The 25,517-nt window shown below is 62.8% G+C and carries 7 protein-coding genes; 4 read left to right on the top strand and 3 right to left on the bottom strand.

Going from position 1 to position 25,517, the window contains the following annotated elements; genetic code table 11:
• Nucleotides 1-25: 25 nt before the first annotated feature.
• On the bottom strand, nt 26-1,375 hold the full coding sequence (locus AC07Y9_RS27200; RefSeq protein WP_007928660.1) for a TolC family outer membrane protein: 1,350 nt from the start codon (nt 1,373-1,375) through the stop codon (nt 26-28).
• A 357-nt stretch (nt 1,376-1,732) separates the two neighbouring features.
• Here AC07Y9_RS27200 and AC07Y9_RS27195 point away from each other — a divergent pair, with 357 nt between their 5' ends.
• Together AC07Y9_RS27195 and AC07Y9_RS27190 are read left to right on the top strand one after the other, a co-directional pair.
• Nucleotides 1,733-20,374 (top strand): immunoglobulin-like domain-containing protein, encoded by an 18,642-nt coding sequence (locus AC07Y9_RS27195; RefSeq protein WP_102680790.1) that lies wholly within the window; start codon nt 1,733-1,735, stop codon nt 20,372-20,374.
• A 147-nt stretch (nt 20,375-20,521) separates the two neighbouring features.
• Nucleotides 20,522-20,860 carry a hypothetical protein gene (locus AC07Y9_RS27190; RefSeq protein ID WP_007927325.1) on the top strand — a complete coding sequence of 113 codons (339 nt, stop codon included), beginning with the start codon at nt 20,522-20,524 and terminating at the stop codon, nt 20,858-20,860.
• Nucleotides 20,861-20,926: 66 nt separating this feature from the next.
• On the opposite strand, the gene lapD is transcribed toward AC07Y9_RS27190, so the two are convergent.
• Nucleotides 20,927-22,873: a cyclic di-GMP receptor LapD gene (gene lapD, locus AC07Y9_RS27185; protein WP_102680789.1), complete on the bottom strand. Its 1,947-nt coding sequence runs from the start codon at nt 22,871-22,873 to the stop codon at nt 20,927-20,929.
• A gap of 14 nt (nt 22,874-22,887) precedes the next feature.
• The gene (gene lapG, locus AC07Y9_RS27180) at nt 22,888-23,577 is read right to left on the bottom strand and encodes a cysteine protease LapG (RefSeq protein ID WP_007927321.1); all 690 of its coding nucleotides are present in this window, start codon (nt 23,575-23,577) and stop codon (nt 22,888-22,890) included.
• A gap of 276 nt (nt 23,578-23,853) precedes the next feature.
• Between lapG and AC07Y9_RS27175 the strand changes: the two genes are divergently transcribed.
• Nucleotides 23,854-24,546, top strand: coding sequence for a GntR family transcriptional regulator (locus AC07Y9_RS27175; RefSeq protein WP_007927320.1), 693 nt, complete (start codon nt 23,854-23,856; stop codon nt 24,544-24,546).
• A 72-nt stretch (nt 24,547-24,618) separates the two neighbouring features.
• Complete coding sequence (locus AC07Y9_RS27170) at nt 24,619-25,374, top strand: thioesterase II family protein (RefSeq protein ID WP_102680788.1); 756 nt, start codon at nt 24,619-24,621, stop codon at nt 25,372-25,374.
• Nucleotides 25,375-25,517 lie beyond the last annotated feature (143 nt).

Raw genomic sequence — 25,517 nt, 5'->3', positions numbered from 1 at the left:
TAACTGTCTATTGGATGAAAAGTACTCAATTCATCCCAGGCAGTTGGACCTTGGGCTTCACATCGTTCTGCACGACGGAAGCCATGGGTGCGACCACTCCCTGGCTCTTGAGCAATTCGCCCATGGTCGCCTTGATTCGATATTGAGTAAATAACTGAATGTTCTTGATTTCCGCCAAACGGCGCGAGGCGGTGAACAGTTCATTCTCGCTATCGAGCAAGTCGAGCAAAGTGCGCTCGCCCAAACTGAATTGCTTCTGATACGCCTCGCGCACGCTGGCGCTGCGATCGACATATTGCTGGGCGATCGGCACTTGCGCATTGGCGTTGTTCAAGGCGTTCCACGCCAAGCCTAGCTCTTCATTCAGAACACGCAGGGCGTTGTTACGAATATCCAGCGCCTGGGTGGACTGATAGGCCTTGGATTCCAGGTCGGCCTTGTTGCTGCCGCCGGCGAACAGGTTGAAGCGCATGCGCAGCATGGCTTGCCATTCGTTGTTGTGGCCGTCGATGCCGTCCAGGTTGTTGTCGGCGGTACGCCCAAGCTCGGCATCGAAGCGCGGGTAGAAGGTCGACTTGGCGGCTTCGTACTGCTTCTCGGCGGCGACGATGTCGGATTCGGCCGAACGCAGGATCGGGCTGTTTTCCAGCATCTGGCGCTGGGCTTCGTCGAGGCTGGCCGGCAGCAGGGCCATGAAGCCGACCGGGCGCTCCAGCTGGTCCGGCATCTGGCCGACGGCGCTGAGGTAGTTGGTCTGGGCATCGGCCAGGTTGGTCTGTTCGGTGATCAGGTTGTTGCGCGCCTGGGCCATGCGCGCTTCCGCCTGGTCGAGGTCGGCGCGGCTGCCGACGCCACGCTGGGTGCGCAGCTGGATCTGATCGTAGATGCGCTCGTGATTGCGCATGTTGTCTTCGGCCAGGCGCACGAACTCGCGCCGGGTCAACACATCCAGGTACACCTGGGCCACGGTCAGCGCGGTGCGCTCGGAAGTGCCCAGCAACGAGTACGCCCGGGAATTGACGGTGGCTTGTTGACGCCCCACCTCACTGGAGGTGGCAAAACCGTCAAAAACCATTTGCTGGAGACGTAAACTTGACTCGCTGCGGTTCAGCGTCTCCCAGTGATTGCTCGATCCTGCACGGGTGGTCGGGCTGTCGGTGCCTTCACGACCATAACCGCCCAGCAAATCGACCCGCGGCAAATAGCCGCCCTTGGCCGCTTTGAGCTGGTAATCGGCTGCCAGGCGGCTGTTCACCGCGGCCTGGATTTCCGGATGGACATCCAGCGCTTTCTGCATGGCTTCGGGCAGGGTTTGTGCTTGGGCGAAACTGGCGGCGAGTACGAAGGGTAAGGCTTTGAACAACTGCGGACGCATAGAGGGGTTCCCAGGACTTCTTGTCCCAAATCACAGCAAAACGAGGCGCTGCATCGGATGATGGCAACCGGAATGACCGTATATCGGAAAGTTCAAACCATGAACTGGGTCACACACTTTTAGACAGGTCGCCGCATGAATATCAATGTGACATTACCTTGACGATTGTTTAGGATGACACTCAGAAGGTCAATAGTTTGGCATATGGTTAATAGCAAAAAAATATAGCCAAATTATTGACAAGCATTCGCGTCAAAATCACGTGTTTCTACACTCTGAAGAACGTCCAGACTGCGTCGGCGTATGCCCGTCAGGAACATGGAAGTCTACTGAACGGTACCCCCCGGAGAATCCTCAATGAGCAGTGTTGTTGCTACCGTCAAAAGCATTGTTGGCCAAGTTTTCGTCGTATCCCCCGAAGGGGTTCGCCGCGTACTCGTTGAGGGTGATCGCCTGTATGTAGGCGACCAGGTCGATACCGGCCTGGCGGGCGCCGCCAGCCTGGAACTGGCCGATGGCCGGACCCTGGACCTGGGTCGCGAAACGCAATGGAGCGGTAGCGCTCCGGACTCCAGCACCGACCTGGCCGAAGCCGCCGAGCAGGCTGCGCCGTCGGTCGCTGAGCTGCAGCAGGCAATCGTCGCCGGCGCGGACCCGACTACCGAGCTGGAAGCCACCGCAGCCGGCCCGACCGCCGCGGGTACCGGCGGCGCTGCTGGCGGCGGCCACAGCTTCGTGATGCTCGACGCCACGGCAGGCCGGGTCGACCCGACCATCGGCTTCCCGACCGTGGGCCTCGGCGCGGCGGGCACCGCGGCGCAAGACACCACCGGTGCGCTGACCACCAATGACAACAGCACCACCACCGAGATCCTGCGCGACTCGACCCTGAGCCTGAGCGCAACCCCGAGCATTACCGAAGCCGGCGGCGTACTGGTGTACACCGCCACGCTGACCCAGGCACCGCTGACCGGCCTGACCATCACCCTGTCCAACGGTTCGGTGATCGTGATTCCGGCCGGGCAACTGACCGGCACTGTCAACGTGCCGCTGGCACCGAACGACACCGTCTACAACGACCCGAAAGAGATCAGCGTGGGCGTCACCGGCACCACCGGCGGCGGTGGCCTGGTCGTGACCGTCGACCCGACGCCAGCCGTCACCCAGGTCACGGACACCGTGGACACCACCACCGTGACCCTGACCGCGGGTTCCAGCGTGACCGAGGGTGGCCAGATCACCTACACCGCGACCCTGACCAACCCGGCGCAGACCCCGGTCACCGTGACCTTATCCAATGGCTCGACCATCACCATCGACGCCGGCCAGACCGTCGGCACCGTGGTGGTCGACACCCCGCCGAACGACGTCTACAACAATGGCAGCACCGTCAGCACCAGCATTACCGGGACTACCGGCGGCAACTTCGAGAACCTGGTGCCGAACCCGACGCCGGCGGTGACCACCATCACCGACTCGCCGGACACCACCGGCCTGACCCTGACCGCCAACGGCACCGTCGTCGAAGGCGGCCAGATCACCTACACCGCAACCCTGACCAACCCGGCACAGACGCCGGTCACCGTGACCCTGTCCAACGGCTCGATCATCACCATCGACGCCGGCCGGACCGTCGGCACCGTGGTGGTCGATACCCCGGCCAATGACGTCTACAACAACGGCAGCACGGTCAGCACCAGCATTACCAGCACCACTGGCGGCAACTTCGAGAACCTGGTGCCAAGCACCACGCCGGCGGTGACCACCATCACCGACTCGCCGGATGCCACCGGCCTGACCCTGTCGGCCACTGGCAGCGTGGTGGAGGGTGGCCAGATCACCTACACCGCGACCCTGACCAACCCCGCGCAGACACCGGTCACCGTGACCCTGTCCAACGGTTCGACCATCACCATCGACGCCGGTAAGACCACTGGCACCGTGGTGGTCGATACCCCGGCCAACGACGTCTACAACAACGGCAGTACGGTCAGCACCAGCATTACCGGCGCCACCGGCGGCAACTTCGAGAACCTGGTGCCGAGCACCACGCCGGCACAGACCACCATCACCGACTCGGTGGACAACACCGGCCTGAGCCTGACAGCTACAGGCAGCGTTGTGGAGGGTGGCCAGATCACCTACACCGCGACCCTGACCAACCCGGCGCAGACCCCGGTTACCGTGACCCTGTCCAATGGCTCGACCATCGTGATCGAGGCCGGCAAGACCGTCGGCACCGTGGTGGTCGATACCCCCGCCAATGACGTCTACAACAACGGCAGCACAGTCAGCACCAGCATTACCGGCGCCACCGGTGGCAACTTCGAACAACTGACGCCCGACACCACGCCGGCGCAAACCACCATCACCGACTCCGTGGACGACACCGGACTGAGCCTGTCGGCCAGTGGTTCGGTCGCCGAAGGCGGCTCGATCGTCTACACCGCCACCCTGACCAACCCGGCCGGCACGCCGGTCACCGTGACCCTGAGCAACGGCGCCGTGATTACTATTGCCGCCGGTGCAACTACGGGCTCGGTGAGCGTTGCCGCGCCCGCCGATGACGTCTACAAGGACGCCGGCAAGGTCGAAGCCACCATCCAGGACGCCACTGGCGGCAACTTCGAAAACCTGGTGCCGAGCACCACGCCGGCGGTGACGGACATCACCGACACCATCGACACCTCGACTGTTTCGCTGACCGCGACGCCGTCCGTGGCTGAAGGCGGCACCGTGGTTTACACCGCGTCGGTGACTGCGCCAGTGACTGGCTCGCCGGTTGTGGTGACCCTGTCCAACGGCCAGACCATCACCATTCCAGTGGGTGAATCCTCCGGTACCGTCAATATCACGGCACCGAACGATGCCCTGGCCGGCGGCAGCTCCCTGAGCGCGACCATCACTGGCGCCACCGGTGGCAACTACGAGAAGTTGGATGTCGACGGCAAGCCTGCCGAGACTTCGGTTACTGATACTCCGGATACCACCAACCTGAGCCTGACAGCGACTGACACCGTCGCTGAAGGCGGTTCGATCGTTTACACCGCTACCCTGACTAACGCTGCCGGTACTCCGGTGACCGTAACCCTGTCGAACGGCGCGGTGATTACTATCGCTGCCGGCGCTACTACTGGTTCCGTCACCGTCGCAGCGCCTGCTGACGATGTGTACAAGGATGCGGGCAAGGTTGAAGTCAGTATTAAAGAGACTGCTGGCGGCAACTTCGAGAACCTCGTTCCGAGCACTGCCCCGGCCGTGACTGATGTCACTGACACCATCGATACCTCGACCGTCAGCCTGACCGCCACTCCTGGCGTCGCCGAGGGTGGCACCGTGGTTTACACCGCGTCGGTCACCGCTCCAGTGACTGGCTCGCCTGTAGTCGTGACCCTGTCCAACGGACAGACCATCACTATTCCAGTGGGTGAGTCGTCCGGCACCGTGAACTTCACCGCACCGAACGACGCCCTGGCCGGTGGCAGTTCCCTGAGCACCACCATCACTGGCGCCACCGGTGGCAACTACGAGAAGTTGGATGTCGACAGCAAACCGGCTGAAACCTCGGTTACTGACACGCCGGACACTACCAACCTGACCCTCAGCGCCACCGAAACCGTGGCCGAAGGCGGTTCGATCGTTTACACCGCGACTCTGACCAACGCTGCCGGCACTCCGGTGACCGTGACCCTGTCGAACGGCGCAGTGATCACCATCACTGCAGGCGCTACTACTGGTTCCGTCACCGTCGCCGCCCCAGCGGACGATGTGTACAAGGATGCGGGCAAAGTTGAAGTCAGCATCAAAGAGACTGCTGGCGGCAACTTCGAGAACCTGGTTCCGAGCACTACCCCAGCTGTGACTGATGTCACTGACACCATCGATACCTCGACCGTCAGCCTGACCGCGACGCCTAGCGTTGCTGAAGGTGGAGTTGTCGTTTACACCGCTTCCGTAACGGCTCCAGTGACCGGCTCGCCAGTAGTCGTAACCCTGTCCAACGGACAAACCATCACCATCCCGGTCGGCGAATCTTCCGGCACTGTGAACTTCACGGCACCAAACGATGCCCTGGCCGGCGGTAGCTCCCTGAGCACCACCATTACCGGTGCAACCGGCGGCAACTACGAGAAGCTGGACGTCGACGGCAAGCCTGCCGAGACCTCGGTGACCGATACGCCGGACACCACCAACCTTACGCTCAGCGCGACCGACACCGTGGCCGAAGGCGGTTCGATCGTTTACACCGCGACCCTGACCAATGCCGCTGGTACGCCAGTGACCGTCACTCTGAGCAACGGCGCGGTGATTACTATTGCCGCCGGTGCAACTACGGATTCCGTGACCGTGGCCGCTCCAGCCGATGACGTCTATAAAGACGCCGGCACCGTGCAAGCCACGATCCAGACCGCCACCGGCGGTAACTTCGAGAACCTGGTGCCGAGCACCACGCCTGCGGTCACCAATGTGACCGACACCATCGATACGTCGACTGTCAGCTTGACCGCCACGCCGTCCGTGGCTGAAGGTGGCGTGGTGGTGTACACCGCGTCCGTGACCGCGCCAGTGACTGGCTCGTCTGTAGTCATCACTCTGTCGAATGGCCAGACCATCACCATCCCTGTAGGTGAATCCTCCGGCACTGTGAACTTCACCGCGCCAAATGATGCCCTGGCAGGTGGTAGTTCCCTGAGCACCGCCATTACCGGTGCAACCGGTGGCAACTACGAGAAGCTGGACGTCGACGGCAAGCCTGCCGAGACTTCGGTTACCGATACTCCAGACACCACCAATCTGACCCTCAGTGCGACAGACACCGTGGCCGAAGGCGGTTCGATCGTTTACACCGCTACCCTGACCAACGCCGCGGGCACTCCGGTAACCGTGACCCTGTCGAATGGCGCCGTCATTACTATCGCTGCCGGTACTACTACCGGCTCCGTCACCGTCGCAGCCCCAGCTGACGATGTGTACAAGGATGCGGGCAAAGTCGAAGTCAGTATCAAAGAGACCGCTGGCGGTAATTTCGAAAACCTGGTGCCAAGCACCACTCCGGCGGTGACCGATGTCACCGACACTATCGACACCAGCACCGTTTCGCTGACCGCTACTCCGTCCGTGGCAGAAGGCGGCACCGTGGTTTACACCGCGTCCGTGACCGCCCCAGTGACTGGTTCGCCTGTAGTCGTCACTTTGTCCAACGGCCAGACCATCACCATTCCGGTGGGTGAATCGTCCGCTACCGTGAACTTCACGGCACCAAACGATGCCCTGGCGGGCGGTAGCTCCCTGAGCACCACCATCACCGACGCTACCGGCGGCAACTACGAGAAGCTGGATGTTGATAGCAAGCCAGCGGACACCTCGGTTACCGATACCCCGGACACTACCAACCTGACCCTCAGCGCCACCGACACCGTGGCTGAGGGTGGTTCGATTGTTTACACCGCGACGCTGACCAACGCGGCCGGGACTCCGGTAACCGTGACTTTGTCGAACGGTGCAGTGATTACTATTGCCGCTGGTGCAACTACGGGTTCCGTGACCGTGGCTGCTCCAGCCGATGACGTCTACAAAGACGCTGGCAAAGTCGAAGTCAGCATCAAAGAGACTGCTGGCGGCAATTTCGAGAACCTTGTACCGAGCACCACTCCGGCGGTCACCGACGTGACTGACACCATCGACACGTCGACCGTCAGCCTGACTGCCACGCCTAGCGTTGCTGAAGGTGGCATTGTTGTTTACACCGCGTCGGTCACTGCACCGGTTACTGGCTCGCCTGTAGTCGTAACCCTGTCGAATGGCCAGACCATTACCATCCCGGTCGGCGAATCCTCCGGCACCGTGAACTTCACAGCACCAAACGATGCTCTCGCTGGCGGCAGCTCCCTGAGCACCACCATTGCCGGTGCAACCGGCGGCAACTACGAGAAGCTGGATGTTGATAGCAAGCCAGCGGACACCTCGGTCACCGATACGCCAGATACCACCACCCTTAGCCTGACAGCGACTGATACCGTCGCCGAAGGTGGTTCGATCGTTTATACGGCCACCTTGACCAATGCCGCTGGCACGCCGGTAACCGTGACTCTGTCGAACGGTGCAATCATCACCATCGCAGCCGGTGCGACCACGGGCTCTGTGACCGTCGCGGCTCCAGCCGATGACGTCTACAAAGATGCCGGTAAAGTCGAAGTCAGCATCAAGGATGCTGCAGGCGGTAATTTCGAAAACCTGGTACCAAGCACTACCCCAGCTGTGACTGATGTCACCGATACCATCGATACCTCGACTGTTTCCCTGACCGCGACGCCGTCCGTGGCTGAAGGTGGCACTGTGGTTTATACCGCCTCCGTGACTGCGCCAGTAACCGGCTCTCCAGTAGTGGTCACTTTGTCCAACGGCCAGACCATCACCATCCCGGTCGGCGAATCTTCCGGCACCGTGAACTTCACCGCACCGAACGACGCCCTGGCGGGCGGTAGCTCCCTGAGCACCACCATTACCGGTGCAACCGGTGGCAACTACGAGAAGCTGGACGTCGACGGCAAGCCTGCCGAGACCTCGGTGACCGATACGCCAGATACCACCACCCTTAGCCTGACAGCGACTGACACTGTCGCTGAAGGCGGTTCGATCGTTTATACGGCCACCTTGACCAACACTGCGGGCACTCCGGTGACCGTGACCCTGTCGAATGGCGCCGTGATTACTATCGCTGCCGGTACTACTACCGGCTCCGTCACCGTCGCAGCCCCAGCTGACGATGTGTACAAGGATGCGGGCAAAGTCGAAGTCAGCATCAAAGAGACCGCTGGCGGTAATTTCGAGAACCTGGTGCCAAGCACCACTCCGGCGGTGACCGATGTCACCGACACTATCGACACCAGCACCGTTTCGCTGACCGCTACTCCGTCCGTGACAGAAGGCGGCACCGTGGTTTACACCGCGTCCGTGACCGCCCCGGTGACCGGTTCACCTGTAGTCGTGACCTTGTCCAACGGACAAACCATCACCATTCCGGTGGGTGAATCGTCCGCTACCGTGAACTTCACGGCACCAAACGATGCCCTGGCAGGCGGTAGTTCCCTGAGCACCACCATCACCGGCGCAACCGGTGGCAACTACGAAAAACTTGATGTCGACAGTAAACCTGCCGAGACCTCGGTTACCGATACTTCGGATACCACTACCCTCAGCCTGACTGCGACCGACACTGTCGCTGAAGGTGGATCGATCGTTTACACCGCGACCTTGACCAATGCTGCGGGCACGCCAGTCACCGTGACTCTGTCGAACGGTGCGGTGATCACCATCGCTGCTGGCGCAACCACGGGTTCCGTGACTGTCGCAGCCCCGGCGGACGATGTGTACAAGGATGCGGGCAAGGTTGAAGTCAGTATCAAAGAGACTGCTGGCGGTAATTTCGAGAACCTGGTTCCGAGCACTACCCCAGCTGTGACTGACGTCACCGACACTATCGATACCTCGACCGTCAGCCTGACCGCCACTCCTAGCGTCGCCGAGGGTGGCACCGTGGTTTACACCGCGTCGGTCACCGCTCCAGTGACCGGCTCACCTGTAGTCGTGACCTTGTCCAACGGACAGACCATCACTATTCCAGTGGGTGAGTCTTCCGGCACCGTGAACTTCACGGCGCCAAACGATGCCCTGGCGGGCGGCAACTCCTTGAGCACCACCATCACCGGTGCGACTGGCGGCAACTACGAAAAACTGGATGTTGATAGCAAGCCTGCCGAGACCTCGGTTACTGATACCCCGGACACCACCAACCTGACCCTCAGCGCGACCGATACTGTCGCTGAGGGTGGATCGATCGTTTACACCGCCACTCTGACCAACGCAGCGGGCACGCCGGTAACCGTGACATTGTCGAACGGCGCGGTGATTACCATTGCGGCCGGTGCAACCACAGGTTCCGTCACCGTCGCTGCTCCAGCTGATGATGTGTACAAGGATGCCGGCAAAGTCGAAGTCAGCATCAAGGATGCTGCAGGCGGTAACTTCGAGAACCTGGTGCCAAGCACTACCCCAGCTGTGACTGATGTCACTGACACCATCGACACCAGCACTGTTTCCTTGACCGCTACTCCTAGCGTCGCGGAAGGTGGCGTGGTGGTTTACACCGCGTCGGTCACCGCTCCAGTAACCGGCTCGCCGGTTGTGGTAACTCTGTCCAACGGCCAGACCATCACCATCCCGGTCGGCGAGTCGTCGGGCACCGTGAATTTCACCGCACCAAACGACGCCCTGGCAGGCGGTAGCTCCTTGAGCACCACCATCACCGGCGCTACCGGTGGCAACTACGAAAAACTCGATGTCGACAGCAAACCTGCTGACACATCGGTTACCGATACGCCGGATACCACTACCCTCAGCCTGACTGCGACCGATACCGTGGCCGAGGGCGGTTCGATCGTTTACACCGCTACCCTGACCAATGCCGCGGGCACTCCAGTGACCGTGACCTTGAGCAACGGCGCCGTGATTACTATCGCAGCAGGTGCCACTACTGGTTCTGTTACCGTCGCAGCCCCCGCAGATGACGTTTACAAAGATGCCGGTAAAATCGAAGTCAGCATCAAAGACACCGCTGGCGGTAATTTCGAGAATCTCGTTCCAAGCACCACTCCGGCTGTGACTGATGTCACTGACACCATCGACACCTCGACCGTCAGCCTGACTGCAACGCCGTCTGTAGCTGAAGGTGGCGTTGTCGTTTACACCGCCTCCGTGACTGCGCCGGTTACTGGTTCGCCAGTCGTTGTCACCCTGTCCAACGGCCAGACCATCACCATTCCGGTAGGTGAATCCTCCGGCACCGTGAACTTCACTGCGCCCAATGATGCATTGGTCGGCGGTAGCTCCCTGAGCACCACAATCACTGGCGCCACCGGTGGCAACTACGAAAAACTCGATGTCGACGGCAAGCCTGCCGAGACCTCGGTTACCGATACTCCGGACACCACCACGCTCAGCCTGACAGCGACTGACACTGTCGCCGAAGGTGGGTCCATTGTTTACACCGCCACCCTGACCAATGCGGCCGGGACTCCGCTAACCGTAACTCTTAGCAACGGCACGGTGATCACCATCGCTGCAGGCGCTACTACTGGTTCTGTCACCGTCGCCGCCCCAGCGGACGATGTGTACAAGGATGCGGGCAAGGTTGAAGTCAGTATCAAAGAGACCGCTGGCGGCAACTTCGAGAACCTGGTGCCGAACACCACACCGGCTGTCACCGACGTGACCGACACCATCGACACCAGCACTGTTTCGCTGACAGCCACTCCATCTGTGGCCGAAGGCGGCACCGTGGTTTACACCGCATCGGTCACCGCTCCAGTCACCGGCTCGCCGGTCGTGGTCACCCTATCGAATGGGCAGACCATCACCATTCCGGTGGGTGAGTCGTCCGGCACCGTGAACTTCACCGCACCAAACGATGCCCTGGCTGGCGGCAGCTCCCTGAGCACCACCATCACCGGCGCCACCGGTGGCAACTACGAGAAGCTGGATGTCGACAGCAAGCCTGCCGAGACATCGGTTACTGATACGCCAGACACCACCAACTTGACGCTCAGCGCGACAGACACCGTGGCCGAAGGCGGTTCGATCGTTTACACCGCGACCCTGACCAATGCCGCTGGCACTCCGGTGACCGTGACCCTGAGCAATGGCGCGGTGATCACCATCGCCGCCGGCGCCACCACCGGTTCTGTTACCGTCGCCGCCCCTGCGGACGATGTATACAAGGATGCCGGCAAGGTCGAGGCGACCATCAAGGACGCCACCGGCGGTAACTTTGAAAACCTGGTACCGAGCACCACCCCAGCCGTTACTGACGTTACCGACACTATCGATACCTCGACCGTCAGCCTGACCGCCACTCCTAGCGTCGCCGAGGGTGGCACCGTGGTTTACACCGCGTCGGTCACCGCTCCAGTGACTGGCTCGCCTGTAGTCGTGACCTTGTCCAACGGACAGACCATCACTATTCCAGTAGGCGAATCCTCCGGCTCCGTGAACTTCACGGCACCAAACGATGCACTGGCGGGCGGCAGCTCTCTGAGCACCACCATCACCGGTGCAACGGGCGGCAACTACGAGAAGCTCGACGTCGACAGCAAACCTGCCGACACCTCGGTCACTGATACCCCGGACACCACCAATCTGACTCTCAGCGCGACTGACACTGTTGCTGAAGGTGGATCGATTGTTTACACCGCGACGCTGACCAACGCCGCTGGCACTCCGGTGACCGTAACACTCTCCAACGGCGCAGTGATTACCATCGCCGCCGGCGCTACGACTGGCTCCGTGACCGTGGCCGCTCCTGCGGACGACGTCTACAAAGATGCCGGTACCGTAGAAGCCACAATCAAAACTGCTACTGGCGGCAACTTCGAGAATCTGGTGCCGAGCACGACTCCAGCCGTCACCAACGTGACCGACACCATCGACACTTCGACTGTGTCGCTGACCGCTACTCCGTCTGTGGCTGAAGGCGGTACCGTGGTTTACACCGCGTCCGTCACTGCTCCAGTGACCGGTTCGCCGGTAGTCGTCACTCTGTCGAACGGCCAGACCATCACCATCCCAGTGGGCGAGTCCTCCGGTACTGTGAATTTCACAGCCCCGAATGATGCCTTGGTGGGTGGTAGCTCCCTGAGCACCACCATTACCGGTGCAACCGGTGGCAACTACGAAAAACTCGATGTCGACAGTAAGCCTGCCGACACCTCGGTTACCGACACCCCGGACACTACTACTCTGAGCCTGACGGCGACTGATACCGTCGCCGAAGGCGGTTCGATCGTTTACACCGCGACCCTGACCAATGCCGCTGGCACTCCGGTGACCGTGACCCTGAGCAACGGCGCGGTGATCACCATCGCAGCGGGCGCCACTACCGGTTCCGTCACCGTCGCGGCTCCAGCTGATGATGTGTACAAGGATGCCGGCAAAGTTGAAGTCAGCATCAAAGAGACTACGGGCGGCAACTTCGAGAACCTGGTTCCGAGTACGACTCCAGCCGTTACCGACGTCACCGATACCATCGACACTTCGACTGTTTCGCTGACCGCCACTCCATCTGTGGCCGAAGGCGGCGTCGTGGTCTATACCGCATCGGTCACCGCTCCAGTGACTGGTTCGCCGGTGGTGGTAACCCTGTCCAACGGTCAGACCATCACCATTCCTGTAGGTGAATCCTCCGGCACCGTGAACTTCACCGCGCCAAACGATGCGTTGGCAGGCGGCAGCTCCCTGAGTACGACCATCACCGGTGCGACTGGCGGCAACTACGAGAAGCTCGATGTCGACAGTAAACCTGCCGACACCTCGGTTACCGACACGCCAGACACCACCAGCCTGACCCTCAGCGCGACCGATACTGTCGCTGAAGGCGGCTCGATCGTTTACACCGCAACCCTGACCAATGCCGCTGGCACTCCGGTGACCGTGACCCTGTCGAACGGCGCAATAATCACCATTGCTGCCGGCGCCACCACTGGCTCCGTCACCGTCGCGGCTCCAGCTGATGATGTGTACAAGGATGCCGGCAAAGTTGAAGTCAGCATCAAAGAGACTACGGGCGGCAACTTCGAGAACCTGGTGCCGAGCACGACTCCAGCCGTTACCGACGTGACCGATACCATCGATACGTCGACTGTCAGCCTGACCGCTACACCTAACGTTGCTGAGGGTGGCGTGGTGGTTTACACCGCCTCCGTGACCGCTCCAGTAACCGGTGCGCCGGTCGTGGTGACCCTGTCGAATGGCCAGACCATCACCATTCCGGTGGGTGAGTCGTCCGGCACCGTGAACTTCACCGCACCAAACGATGCCTTGGCGGGTGGCAGCTCCCTGAGCACCACCATCACTGGCGCCACCGGCGGCAACTACGAAAAACTCGATGTCGACAGCAAGCCTGCCGAGACTTCGGTGACCGATACCCCGGATACCACCAATCTGAGCCTGACGGCGACTGACACTGTCGCCGAGGGCGGCTCGATCGTTTACACCGCCACCCTGACCAATGCGGCCGGCACGCCTGTAACCGTAACGTTGTCGAACGGTGCAGTGATTACCATCGCGGCCGGCGCCACCACGGGCACCGTGACCGTGGCCGCTCCAGCCGATGACGTCTACAAAGATGCCGGCACCGTGCAAGCCACGATCCAGACCGCCACCGGCGGCAACTTCGAGAACCTGGTACCGAGCACCACGCCTGCGGTCACCAACGTCACCGATACCATCGACACCTCGACCGTCAGCCTCACCGCGACCTCGAACGTGGCCGAAGGCGGCACCGTGGTTTACACCGCGTCCGTCACTGCTCCGGTGACTGGCTCGCCAGTAATCGTGACGCTGTCAAACGGCCAGACCATCACCATTCCGGTGGGCGAATCCTCCGGCACCGTGAACTTCACCGCACCAAACGATGCCTTGGCCGGCGGTAGCTCCCTGAGCACCACTATTACCGGCGCAACTGGCGGTAACTACGAGAAGCTGGACGTTGATAGCAAACCGGCTGAAACCTCGGTTACCGATACGCCGGACACCACCAGTCTCAGCCTGACCGCGACCGATACCGTGGCAGAAGGCGGTTCGATTGTTTATACCGCCACTCTGACTAACGCCGCGGGCACGCCAGTGACAGTGACGCTGTCGAACGGCGCAGTGATTACCATCGCAGCGGGCGCCACCACGGGCACTGTGACCGTAGCCGCTCCAACCGACGACGTTTACAAAGACGCCGGCACCGTGCAAGCCACGATCCAGACCGCCACTGGTGGCAACTTTGAAAACCTGGTACCAAGCACTACCCCAGCTGTGACTGATGTCACCGACACCATCGACACCAGCACTGTTTCGCTGACGGCCACGCCGTCCGTGGCCGAAGGCGGCGTTGTTGTTTACACCGCCTCCGTGACCGCACCGGTTACTGGTTCGCCAGTAGTCGTCACCCTATCCAACGGACAAACCATCACCATCCCGGTGGGTGAGTCGTCCGGCACCGTGAACTTCACCGCGCCAAACGATGCCCTGGCGGGCGGCAGCTCCCTGAGCGCCACAATCACTGGCGCCACCGGTGGTAACTACGAAAAACTCGATGTCGACAGCAAGCCTGCCGACACCTCGGTCACCGATACTCCGGATACCACTACCCTCAGCCTGACAGCGACCGACACTGTCGCTGAAGGTGGTTCGATCGTTTACACCGCCACCCTAACCAACGCCGCCGGTACTCCGGTAACCGTGACCCTGAGCAATGGCGCGGTGATTACTATTGCCGCCGGTGCCACCACCGGCACCGTGACCGTGGCCGCTCCAGCCGATGACGTCTACAAAGACGCCGGCACTGTGCAAACCACCATCCAGACCGCCACAGGTGGCAATTTCGAGAACCTGGTGCCGAGCACCACGCCTGCGGTCACCAATGTGACCGACACCATCGACACCAGCACCGTTTCGCTGACGGCCACGCCGTCCGTGGCCGAAGGTGGCGTCGTGGTCTACACCGCATCGGTCACCGCTCCAGTGACGGGTTCGCCGGTCGTGGTAACCCTGTCGAACGGCCAGACCATCACCATCCCGGTGGGCGAGTCCTCCGGTACTGTGAATTACACAGCGCCAAACGACGCACTGGTTGGCGGCAGTTCCCTGAGCACCGCCATCACTGGCGCAACGGGCGGCAACTACGAAAAACTCGATGTCGACAGCAAGCCTGCTGACACCTCGGTTACCGATACCCCGGACACCACCAACCTGACCCTCAGCGCCACCAACACCGTGGCCGAGGGCGGCTCGATCGTCTACACCGCCACCCTGACCAACGCCGCGGGCACTCCGGTAACCGTGACCCTGAGCAACGGCGCGGTGATCAACATCGCCGCCGGTGCCACCACCGGCACCGTGACCGTGGCCGCGCCGAGTGACGACGTCTACAAGGACGCCGGCACCGTGCAAGCCACCATCCAGACTGCCACCGGCGGCAACTTCGAGAATCTGGTGCCAAGCACCACGCCGGCTGTGACCAACGTCACCGACACCATCGACACCTCGACCGTCAGCCTCACCGCGACTTCGAATGTGGCCGAAGGCGGCACCGTGGTTTACACCGCGTCGGTCACCGCTCCAGTAACCGGTTCGCCGGTCGTGGTCACTCTGTCCAATGGCCAGACCATCACCATTCCGGTCGGCGCCAGCAGCGGTACCGTGAATTTCGTGGCGCCTAACGATGCCTTGGCGGGTGGCAGCTCCCTGAGCACCACCATCACCAACGCCACCGGCGGCAACTACGAAAAACTGGCGGTCGACAGCAATCCGGCCAACACCACGGTCACCGATACGCCGGACACCACGTCCCTGACCCTCAGCGCCACCAGCACCGTGGCCGAGGGTGGCTCGATCGTCTACACCGCCACCCTGACCAACGCCGCGGGCACTCCGGTGACCGTGACTCTGAGCAACGGCGCGGTGATCAACATCGCCGCCGGCGCCACCACCGGCACCGTGACCGTGGCCGCGCCGAGCGACGACGTCTACAAGGACGCCGGCACCGTGCAAGCCACCATCCAGACTGCCACCGGCGGCAACTTCGAGAATCTGGTACCGAGCACTACGCCTGCGGTCACCAACGTCACCGACACCATCGACACCTCGACCGTCAGCCTGAAGGCGACGCCATCGGCGGTCGAAGGCGGCGCCGTGACCTACACCGCCACCGTGACCTCGCCGGTCACCGGCAGCCCGGTCGTGGTGACCCTGGCCAATGGCGAGAAGATCACCATCGCCGTCGGCCAGACCACCGGGTCGGTGAGCATCACCGCGCCTAACGATGTCCTGGTTGGCCACACGCCACTGAGCAACTCGATCAGCACCGTCAGCGGCGGCAACTTCGAGAACCTGGTGGCCGACAAGACGCCGGTCAGCACCACCGTGACCGACACTCCGGACACCACCAACCTGTCGCTCAGCGCCACCAGCACCGTGGCCGAAGGCGGTTCGATCGTCTACACCGCGACCCTGACCAACGCCACCGGCACGGCCATGACCGTGACCCTGAGCAACGGCGCGGTGATCAACATCGCCGCCGGCGCCACCAGCGGCAGCGTGACCGTGGCCGCACCGAGCGACGATGTGTACATCGACGCCGGCAACGTCAGCGCCAGCATCGCCAGCACCACCGGCGGCAACTTCGAGAACCTGGTGCCAAGCACCACGCCGGCCGTGACCAGCGTCACCGACACCATCAACACCACCACTGTGAGCATCAACGGCAGCACCTCGGTCACCGAAGGCCAGGCCGCGACCTACACCGTCAGCCTGACCAGCCCGGCGCAAACCGAGGTCACCCTGAAGATCAGCTACAGCGGCACCGCCGCCGACGGCTCGGACTTCACCGGCGTGTACACCGTGAAGATCCCGGCGGGCTCCAGCAGCGCCAGCTTCAACGTCGCCACCATCGACGACAAGATCACCGAGGGCACGGAAAACTTCGTGGTCAAGATCGACTCGGCCACCGGCGGCAACTTCGAGAACCTGGTGGTCAGCGGCACCAATGGCAGCGTCACCACTTCGATCATCGACAACGATGCGCCACCGGTCCTCGACCTGGATGCCAACAACTCCAGCGGCGCCACCGGGGCCGACTACAAGGTGACCTTCACCGAAGGCACCAGCGGCCCAGGCGTGTCCATTGGCGATACCGACCTGTCGATCACCGACCCGGACAGCACGATGCTGACCGGCGCCACCATCGTGCTGACCAACCGTCAGCCGGGCGATGAGCTGAACCTGGGCAACAGCGTCAACGGCATCACCATCAATGCCAACAGCCAGGCGGGCACCATCACCCTGACCCTGTCCGGCAATGCGACGCTGGCCGACTACATGCAGCAGATCAAGAACATCACTTTCACCAACAACAGTGAGGACCCGAGTACCACGCCGCGGACCATCACCGTGACGGTGACCGATGGCAGCAACTACTCCAACGTCGCCACCACCACGGTCAACGTGGTGGCGGTGAACGACGCGCCAGTGGCCACCGGCGGCGCCGTGACCGGCACCGAAGACACCGCCCTGACCCTGACCTGGGCCACCTTCGGCGTCAGCGACGTGGACAGCCCTGCGGCCAGCCTCGGGGTGAAAATCACCCAGCTGCCGGGCGACGGCAAGCTGCAGTACCTCGACGGCTCGACCTGGAAGGACGTGGCCAGCAACCAGACCTTCAGCAAGGCCGATATCGACGCCGGCAAGCTGCGCTTCACCCCGGATGCCAACGAGTCGGGTGTCGACGGCTACAACGGCAGCGGCGTGGGCAACCAGCAGGCCGACTACGCGCAGATCAAGTTCCAGCCAACCGACGGCCAGGCCCTGGGTACCACCGGCACCGTGAAGATCGACATCACCCCGGTGGCCGATGCGCCGACCCTGGGCGTGGCGAGCAACAGCGTGAACTCCATCGGCCTGCTCAAGGAGTCCTGGACCAGCCTCAGCGGCCTGGGTACCAACGGCAACGGCATCACTGGCGATGCGCTGAAAACCGTGTTCAACAACTCCGGCAACCCGACCAGCAGCACGACGGTGACCAACGCCCAGTCCGACGCCAGCGTGGCCGGCGGCAGCGGCTCGAAGACCTCCGGCCTGATCTACCTCGAAGCCGGCAAGACCTACAGCTTCAGCGGTGTCGGCGACGACAGCCTGCTGATCACCATCGGCGGCAAGAACGTGGCCACCGCGACCTGGGGGGCCGGTGGCAGCATCAGCGGTTCGTTCACCCCGACCACCAGCGGCTACTACACCCTGGACATCTACCACGCCAACCAGAGCGGCCCGGGCACCTATGACGTCAACCTGTCGGTCAATGGCAGCACACCGGTCGACCTGAGCAACGCCAACATCCCGATGTACCCGAGCGAAACCGCGCTGAACAATGCCGGCGTCACCCTTTCCGAGCTGCACGGCAGCAACGGCGAGGGCTACTACGACGGCTACAAGCTCAACGAGGGTGCCGAAGGTGGCAGCGTCAAGCTGTCGAAGATCACCACCGCCCTGACCGATACCGACGGCTCGGAAAGCCTGAGCGTGAAGATCGGCGGCATTCCGGCCGGCTCGGTGCTCAGCGATGGCGCCGGTCATACCTTCACCGCGGGCGGCAGCGTCAGCGAAGTCAATGTCACCGGCTGGAACCTGGGTACCCTGACCCTGACCCCGCCGTCGCACTACAACGGCTCGTTCAACCTGACCGTGACCTCGACCTCCACCGAATCCCTGGGCGGCTCGGCCAGCAGCACCGCGCAGATCCCGGTCACGGTGTACCCGGCAACCTACAGCGCCAGCGTCGCCACGGCGGGCGACGACAACTTCGTCGGCACCGAGGGCAACGACATCATGGTCGCCGACGTCGCCGGCCTGAACGTGGTGCAAGGCAAGAACTACAACATCGCGTTCATGGTCGACAGCTCCGGCAGCATGAGCGACGCCTCGCTCACCGCCGCCAAGAACTCGCTGACCACGGTGTTCAACACCCTGAAAAACAGCCTGGGCAGCAGTACCTCGGGCACCGTGAACATCTTCCTGGCGGACTTCGATACCCAGGTCAACAAGCAGGTTTCGGTAAACCTCAACGATCCGAACGCCCTGACCCAGCTCAAGGCGATTCTGGACAGCATGGCGTCCGGCGGCGGCACCAACTACGAGGACGTGTTCAAGACCACGGCCAACTTCTTCCTGAGCAGCGCGGCCACCAGCAATACCAACGCCACCAACCTGACGTACTTCATCACCGACGGTAAACCGACGTACTACCAGTCCGGCGAGCAGACCAACCCGATCCTGTACGGCAGCGTCAGGCTCGATAACGTGATCACGACCAGCAACTATCAGCTGGGCGATACCGTCCGGCTGCAACCGGACAGCACGCACCTGATCGATATCAACAGCAGCGGCAGCGTCACGGTATGGACGCAGGCCTGGGGCAGCTGGTCCAGTTACAACGCTGGCACCCTGCATGCCCAGGGCGATGGCACCTATGAACTGTCCAGCCTGGGCGGCGCGGGCAGCTACACCAACAACGCCACCACCAGCAACTCCAGCAGCAGCTTCACCCTGCTGAGCAACCTGTCGCAGGTGGAAGCGATCGGCCTGAACAACGATGTCAGCCTCAACGACCTGCGGCCGTACGACACCGACAGCACACCACAGACCAATATCGACCCGTCGAACCTGGCCGACGCTATCCTCGGCCATACCGAAGCGACCATGCCGGGAGCCGACACGGTCAACGGCGGCAACGGCAACGACATCATCTTCGGCGACCTGGTGAGCTTCAACGGCATCGCCGGCGAGGGCTACCAGGCCATGCAGGCCTTCGTGGCGCAGAAGACCGGCGTGGCCGCGAGCAGCGTCACCACCAGCAACGTGCACCAGTACATCACCGAGCACTACACCGATTTCGATGTGTCCGGGGCCCATGACGGCAATGACACGCTGCTGGGCGGCGCCGGCAACGACATCATCTTCGGCCAGGGCGGCAACGACCTGCTCGACGGTGGCAAGGGCAACGACATCCTGTTGGGCGGTACCGGCAACGACACGCTGATCGGTGGCGCGGGCAATGACATCCTGATCGGCGGCTCGGGTGCCGACACCTTCGTCTGGAAGGCCGGCGACACCGGCAATGACGTGATCAAGGACTTCAAGGCCAGCGAAGGCGACCGTATCGACCTGCGGGACCTGTTGCAGGGCGAGAGCGCCAGCACCATCGACAACTTCCTGAAGATCACCACGGTGGACGGTACCTCGACCCTGCAGGTCAGTTCCGAAGGCAAGCTCAACGCGGCCGGCGGCATTGCCAACGCGGACGTGACGATCAAGCTGGAGGGCAACAACTGGTCCAACACCAACATCAACTCGCTGATCGCCGGTAGCGACCCGACCATCAAGATCGATCACAACAACAGCTGATCCACGGTCGACCGGCCACCCGTCCTGGGTGGCCGGTTCTTCCCACCGTGACGATTGTGCCGCCACGTCGCATACTCGCGACCAAAGCGCGCCGTTGGCCTATGCTGCTGACAGCATGATGCCGGACCATATCTAGAGGGATTCCCCATGTTCTACGTGCAACGCGATGCACAGGGCCAACTGGTTCGCGTGGAGGCCACACCTTACGCCGAGGCCACGGAAACACTGGCGGCCGACCACAATGAGATCCAGCAGTGGTTCGCCAACGAGGTGGTGGAAGTCAGCCTGAAACAACTCAAGCAGAGCGACCTGGAAATGATCCGGGTACTCGACGACTTGATTCAGGTGCTGACCAGCAAGGGCGTGATTCGCGTCACCGACCTGCCACCGGCGGCCCAGGCCAAGCTGATGGACCGGACCCAGGCGCGTGAGGCGCTGGGTGGCCTGAGCCACCTGATCAACGACGACGAAACCGGCCTGATCTGATAATCGCCGGCCAGCGGTTCCCGCACCTGCGCGGGCGCCGCTGGCCGGCGATCCTCGTTCAGCGCCTCAGCGCCAGGGCGCGGGCTCGCCGAACAGGCGGCCCTGGACGCCGTACAGGCCCATCTCGCGAATCACCTGCAACTCCCCTTCGGTTTCCACGCGCTCGGCGATCAGCGGCAGGTCGATGCTGTGGGCGGCGCGCTGGATGGCTTCGATAAACAGGCGCTTGTCGCTTTCCTGGTCGATGTCGCGGATGTAGCTGCCGTCGATCTTCAGGTAGGCCAGGCCCAGGCGCGCCAGGTTGCCGATCATGCTGAAGCGCCCGCCGAAACGCTGCAGGCTCAGGGAGAAACCCAGCTCGCGCAGGCGGCGGGTCAGTTGTTCCAGCAGCGCTTGTTCAGGCAACTGCTCTTCGCCGATCTCCAGGGTCAGGCGCGGCCCCAGGCTGGAGTGCTGGCGCAGGATCTCGAACACCTTGTTCAAGGCCTGCGGGTCGGCCAGGGTCGCGGCCGACAGGTTCAATGCCAGCGAGTCCTGATGCCCGGCCATCTGCTTGAGCACCTGTTCGAGCATCAGCAGGTCCAGGCGCGAGGTCCAGCCAAAGCGCTCCAGCCACGGCAGGAAGCGTCCGGCGGCAATGGTCTGGCCCTGCTCGTCGAGCAAGCGCGACAGCACCTTGTAATGCAGCACCACCGTGGTATCGCGGGTCGCGACCACCGGCTGGAAATACAGCTCGAACCGCTGCTGGCTCAAGGCCCCGTCCAGCAGGGTGTGCCAGGCGTGATGGTCGTCGCCGACGCTGGCCGCCGCGTCGTGGTCCAGGCAGGCCCAGCTCGTATCGCCCTGGGCTTCGGCCTGGGCCAGGGCCTGGTCGCCCAGGCCGAGCACCGCCTGCGGTGAGTCGCCATGGACGAAAGGCGCCAGGCCGATGGAGGCTACGGACGCCACGTCGGTGGCGCCGGTGGCGTGCAGGCTGGCCAAGGCGTTTTCCAGGTTCTGCGCCAGCTGCAGCGCCTCTTCGCGCACCAGCCCCGGCGCCAGCACGGCAAATTCGCCACCGCGGATGCGGGTCACCAGGTTGTGGGTTTCCGGGTAGCGCGCGCATTCACGCTGCAATTGTTCGCCCACCGCCTGCAGCAGCTGGTCGGTGCGCTGCCCGCCCAGGCGCTGGTTCAGGCCGGCCAGGTCCTTGACCCGCAGCAACAGCAGGTAGCCGGAGCTGGCCTGTTCCGGGTTGCTCACCCGGGCATTGAGCTGCATCTCGAAGTAACGACGGTTGGCCAGGCCGGTCAGGTTGTCCTGGTAGGACTCGACCCGCAGCCTTTCGCTGCGCTCGGCCTGATCCTGGAACAGCGCCTTGAGTTTCTCGACCATCTGGTTCATCGCCTGCACCACGCGGCGCAGTTCCGGCGTGCGCGGCAACTCGGGCAGGCTGAGGAATTCGCGGCGGGCAATGGCGTGGGATTGCTGCACCATGTAGTCCAGCGGCTTGAGCTGGCGGCGCAGCAGCAAGGCCCCCAGCACCGCGCTCACGGCACCGCACAGCAGCAGCCAGCCGAGGCTGCCCAGGGCGCTTTGCCAGAGCTTGGCGACGGCGAACATCGGATGGCTGACCACCTCGACCCGCGCCGCCTGTTGCCAGCCACGGCTGACCAGGGCGTCGCCACCGGCCGGCTCCAGGCCGATCAGCCTGACGAACCAGTCCGGTACGTCGCTGACCTCGGGCGTGCCGCTGCGCTCGACCATGACCTCTTCGGTGACCTGGTTGATCACGCGAATGCTCGAGTAGTAGCCGCTGTCGAAAATCGAGCTGACCAGCAGCTCGACCATCGCCGGGTCGTCGATGTTCGGGGTCAGGGACAAGGCCAGCGCCGTGGCCGCGTCCTGGGCATGGGAACGCAGCTGGTTGACGTACTGGGTGCGCGAACTTTCCAGGCTGACCATGAAGCTGCCGCTGAAGGCGACCACCAGGAACAGACAGATTGCGATCAACAGTTGTTTGAACAAAGACATCTGAGCTCGTGCTCCTAGTGAGTCGTCTCGACCGGAAAACCTTCGGCCTGCATTTTCTTCAACACGTCCTGCCACCGGGACAGGCGCTTGGTGTCACCGACTTTCTTGCTGCCCTTGCCGGGCAGCCACAGGCCCTCGGCATTGAAGGCGTACACCGGCAGCAGGTCGGTACGCTGGCTGGCCGGCTGGATGGCGTCGATCAGGCTGTCGAGGACCAACGGCATGGCCTCCGGGCTTGAATAGTAGGTCAACACCATGTGCGCGCGGTTCTGGCGCAGGGCCTTGACGTAGGTGATGCGCAGCTTGTCACTGGAAACACCGAGGTGGCGCAGGCTGAAATATTTGGCGATCGCATAGTCCTCGCAATCGCCGGCGCCCTTCCACAGGGCCTCGACCGGGGTTTCCCAATAATCCACCTGATGCCACAGGTCGATGTCTTCCACGTAGCGCATGTTCTTGTTGAAGAACAGGTTGACCACCTTGAGCTGTTCCATCTCGCTGGCCTGGTTCTGGGTCGCCAGCAACTGCTGCCAGGCGTCGATGCGCTTCTGCCCTTCGCCCAGCGGCCCGTACAGCGCCGTGGCGCGGCGGCTGATCTGCGAAAAGTCCCAATCGGCCTGCAGGCCACCCAGCAGCAAGCCGGCCAGCAGCAGCGCCGAAAACAGCCAGCGCAGGGTCCGAGAAAGAGCTAAACGTGCCGCCAATGCGAAGAGTCCATGGGAGCTGTCGTGGGTCGAAGGATGGTGCAGGTTGGTCCGCCAAAAGACAATGGCACCTTACAATCACAGCCCCTCTGGAGACGCTAAGCTGAAAGCAGGGACCTGTTCGTTTATCGGCCAGTGCTTGAGCCTCAGGAGGGCTGCCCCGAGAATCAGCGCCGGCAAAATCCACGACAGGGCCCAGACAGCTGGTTTGACAAGCTGCAGGGCGCTATCTAGCGTCCATTGGATCCAAACCTCAGAAAACAGGATAGCGTTAACGTGACAGAAAAACCGAGGCCCTTGAGCAAGATCGCAGTCAGCGGGCCAATCCCCGCCCACCTCGCGCGCTCGGTGATCGAGGAAACCCTGCGCGCGGCGATTCTCGACGGCCGCCTGCCCAGCGGCACGGCGCTGCGCCAGCAGGATCTGGCCGACCTCTTCGGCGTCAGCCGCATGCCGGTGCGCGAGGCCTTGCGCCAGCTCGAAGCGCAATCGCTGTTGCATGTGGTACCGCACAAAGGCGCGGTGGTCGCCGAACTGATCGGCTATGACGCGGTGGAAACCTACGGCCTGCGCCTGCTGCTGGAACTGGAGGCGCTGCGCCTGTCGATCCCGCTGCTCGACGCCGAGGATATCGCCCAGGCCCGTGGCTACATCGCGCAGCTGGAAAACGAAACCGACCACGCCGAAATCGGCCGTCTCAACCGCTTGTTCCACATGTCGCTGTACCACCGGGCGCCGAACCAGAAGCTACTGCGCCTGATCGAGCTCGAGTTGAACGAGGAAGAACGCTTCCTGCGCTTCCATCTGTCCTCCATGGGCCTGGGCAAGTTGACCCAGGACGACCACAACGCCATGACCGACGCCGCCGAGGCCAAGGACGTCGAGCGAGCGGTGGAGGTGCTGCGCGGCCATCTGGAAAAGGCCGCGAAGACCATTCGCGACTACCTCGAACGGACCGCTGAGGGCTGACAGCGACAACGGCGGCATGACGCGGCCACCATGCAACACTCAATGACCGGCACACCGGCTTAAGGAAAAGCAGTGCACGCGCGCAATGACAAATGGCTGATGGTGCTCAACTCCGGCGAGCCGGCGAAAACCCGACTCATCTGCTTTGCGCAGACCGGCGCGGACCCGGAACAACTGCGCAACTGGTCCACCGGGCTGGGCGGACACATCGAGCTGGTGCTGGTGCGACTGCCCGGCCACGGCAGCCGCCAGGCCGAAACCCCGCTCGACGACTGGCCGCGGCTGCTGGCCGACACCTTCTCTGCACTGCGCCCTCTGCTGGCCAAGCCCCACGCCCTGTTCGGCCATGGCCTGGGCGGGATGCTGGCCTACGAAACCGCCAAGCACGCCCAGGCGCACTACCCCGGTCAGACCCGCCACCTGTTCATTTCCGCCTGCCGCAGCCCCGACTACCCATCACCCCGGCCGTTGCTGCACATGCTGCCCGCCGCGCCCTTCCAGGAAGCCATGCTGTCGCTGGGCGCCACACCGATCGAAATCCCCCGCGACCAGGCCAGCCGGAACCAGTACGAAACGCTGCTGCGCGCCGACCTGAAGCTGTTCGAATCCTGGCGCGATCTGTCGAGCGGCAACCTCGACATTCCCCTCACCGCCTTCTATGGCAGCGAGGACCCGCTGGCCCCCGCCAGCAACATGGCCAACTGGCGCGAGTTCACCCACCGTGAGTTCGAGCTGATCGAGGTGGCCGGCAATCACTTCTTCATCAAGTCCCAGCGCCAGCGCCTGCTGCAGATCATCAATATCCACCTGGGCCTGCTCGGCGAATAATCCGCCGTCTTCCTCCCCCGCTCCTGCCCTCACTGGCCCGCCGACGATGGCTCAGCCGTCGATTTGGGCCCACTCTTGCTGTCGCCGACTGAAAAAGGGACGTGAGCGGCGCGCAGGCTTGTCCGCACACGTCGATCTGCAGA

Source organism: Pseudomonas sp. GW456-L12 (assembly GCF_059424045.1).
Note: the sequence above shows the minus strand (reverse complement) of the source record. Positions and strands in the feature narration are given on the sequence as shown.

Excerpts from the sequence above, each read along its gene's own strand:
- AC07Y9_RS27200 (WP_007928660.1), bottom strand. The coding sequence starts at position 1,375 with ATGCGTCCGCAGTTGTTCAAAGCCTTACCCTTCGTACTCGCCGCCAGT.
- AC07Y9_RS27195 (WP_102680790.1), top strand. The coding sequence starts at position 1,733 with ATGAGCAGTGTTGTTGCTACCGTCAAAAGCATTGTTGGCCAAGTTTTC.
- AC07Y9_RS27190 (WP_007927325.1), top strand. The coding sequence starts at position 20,522 with ATGTTCTACGTGCAACGCGATGCACAGGGCCAACTGGTTCGCGTGGAG.
- lapD (WP_102680789.1), bottom strand. The coding sequence starts at position 22,873 with ATGTCTTTGTTCAAACAACTGTTGATCGCAATCTGTCTGTTCCTGGTG.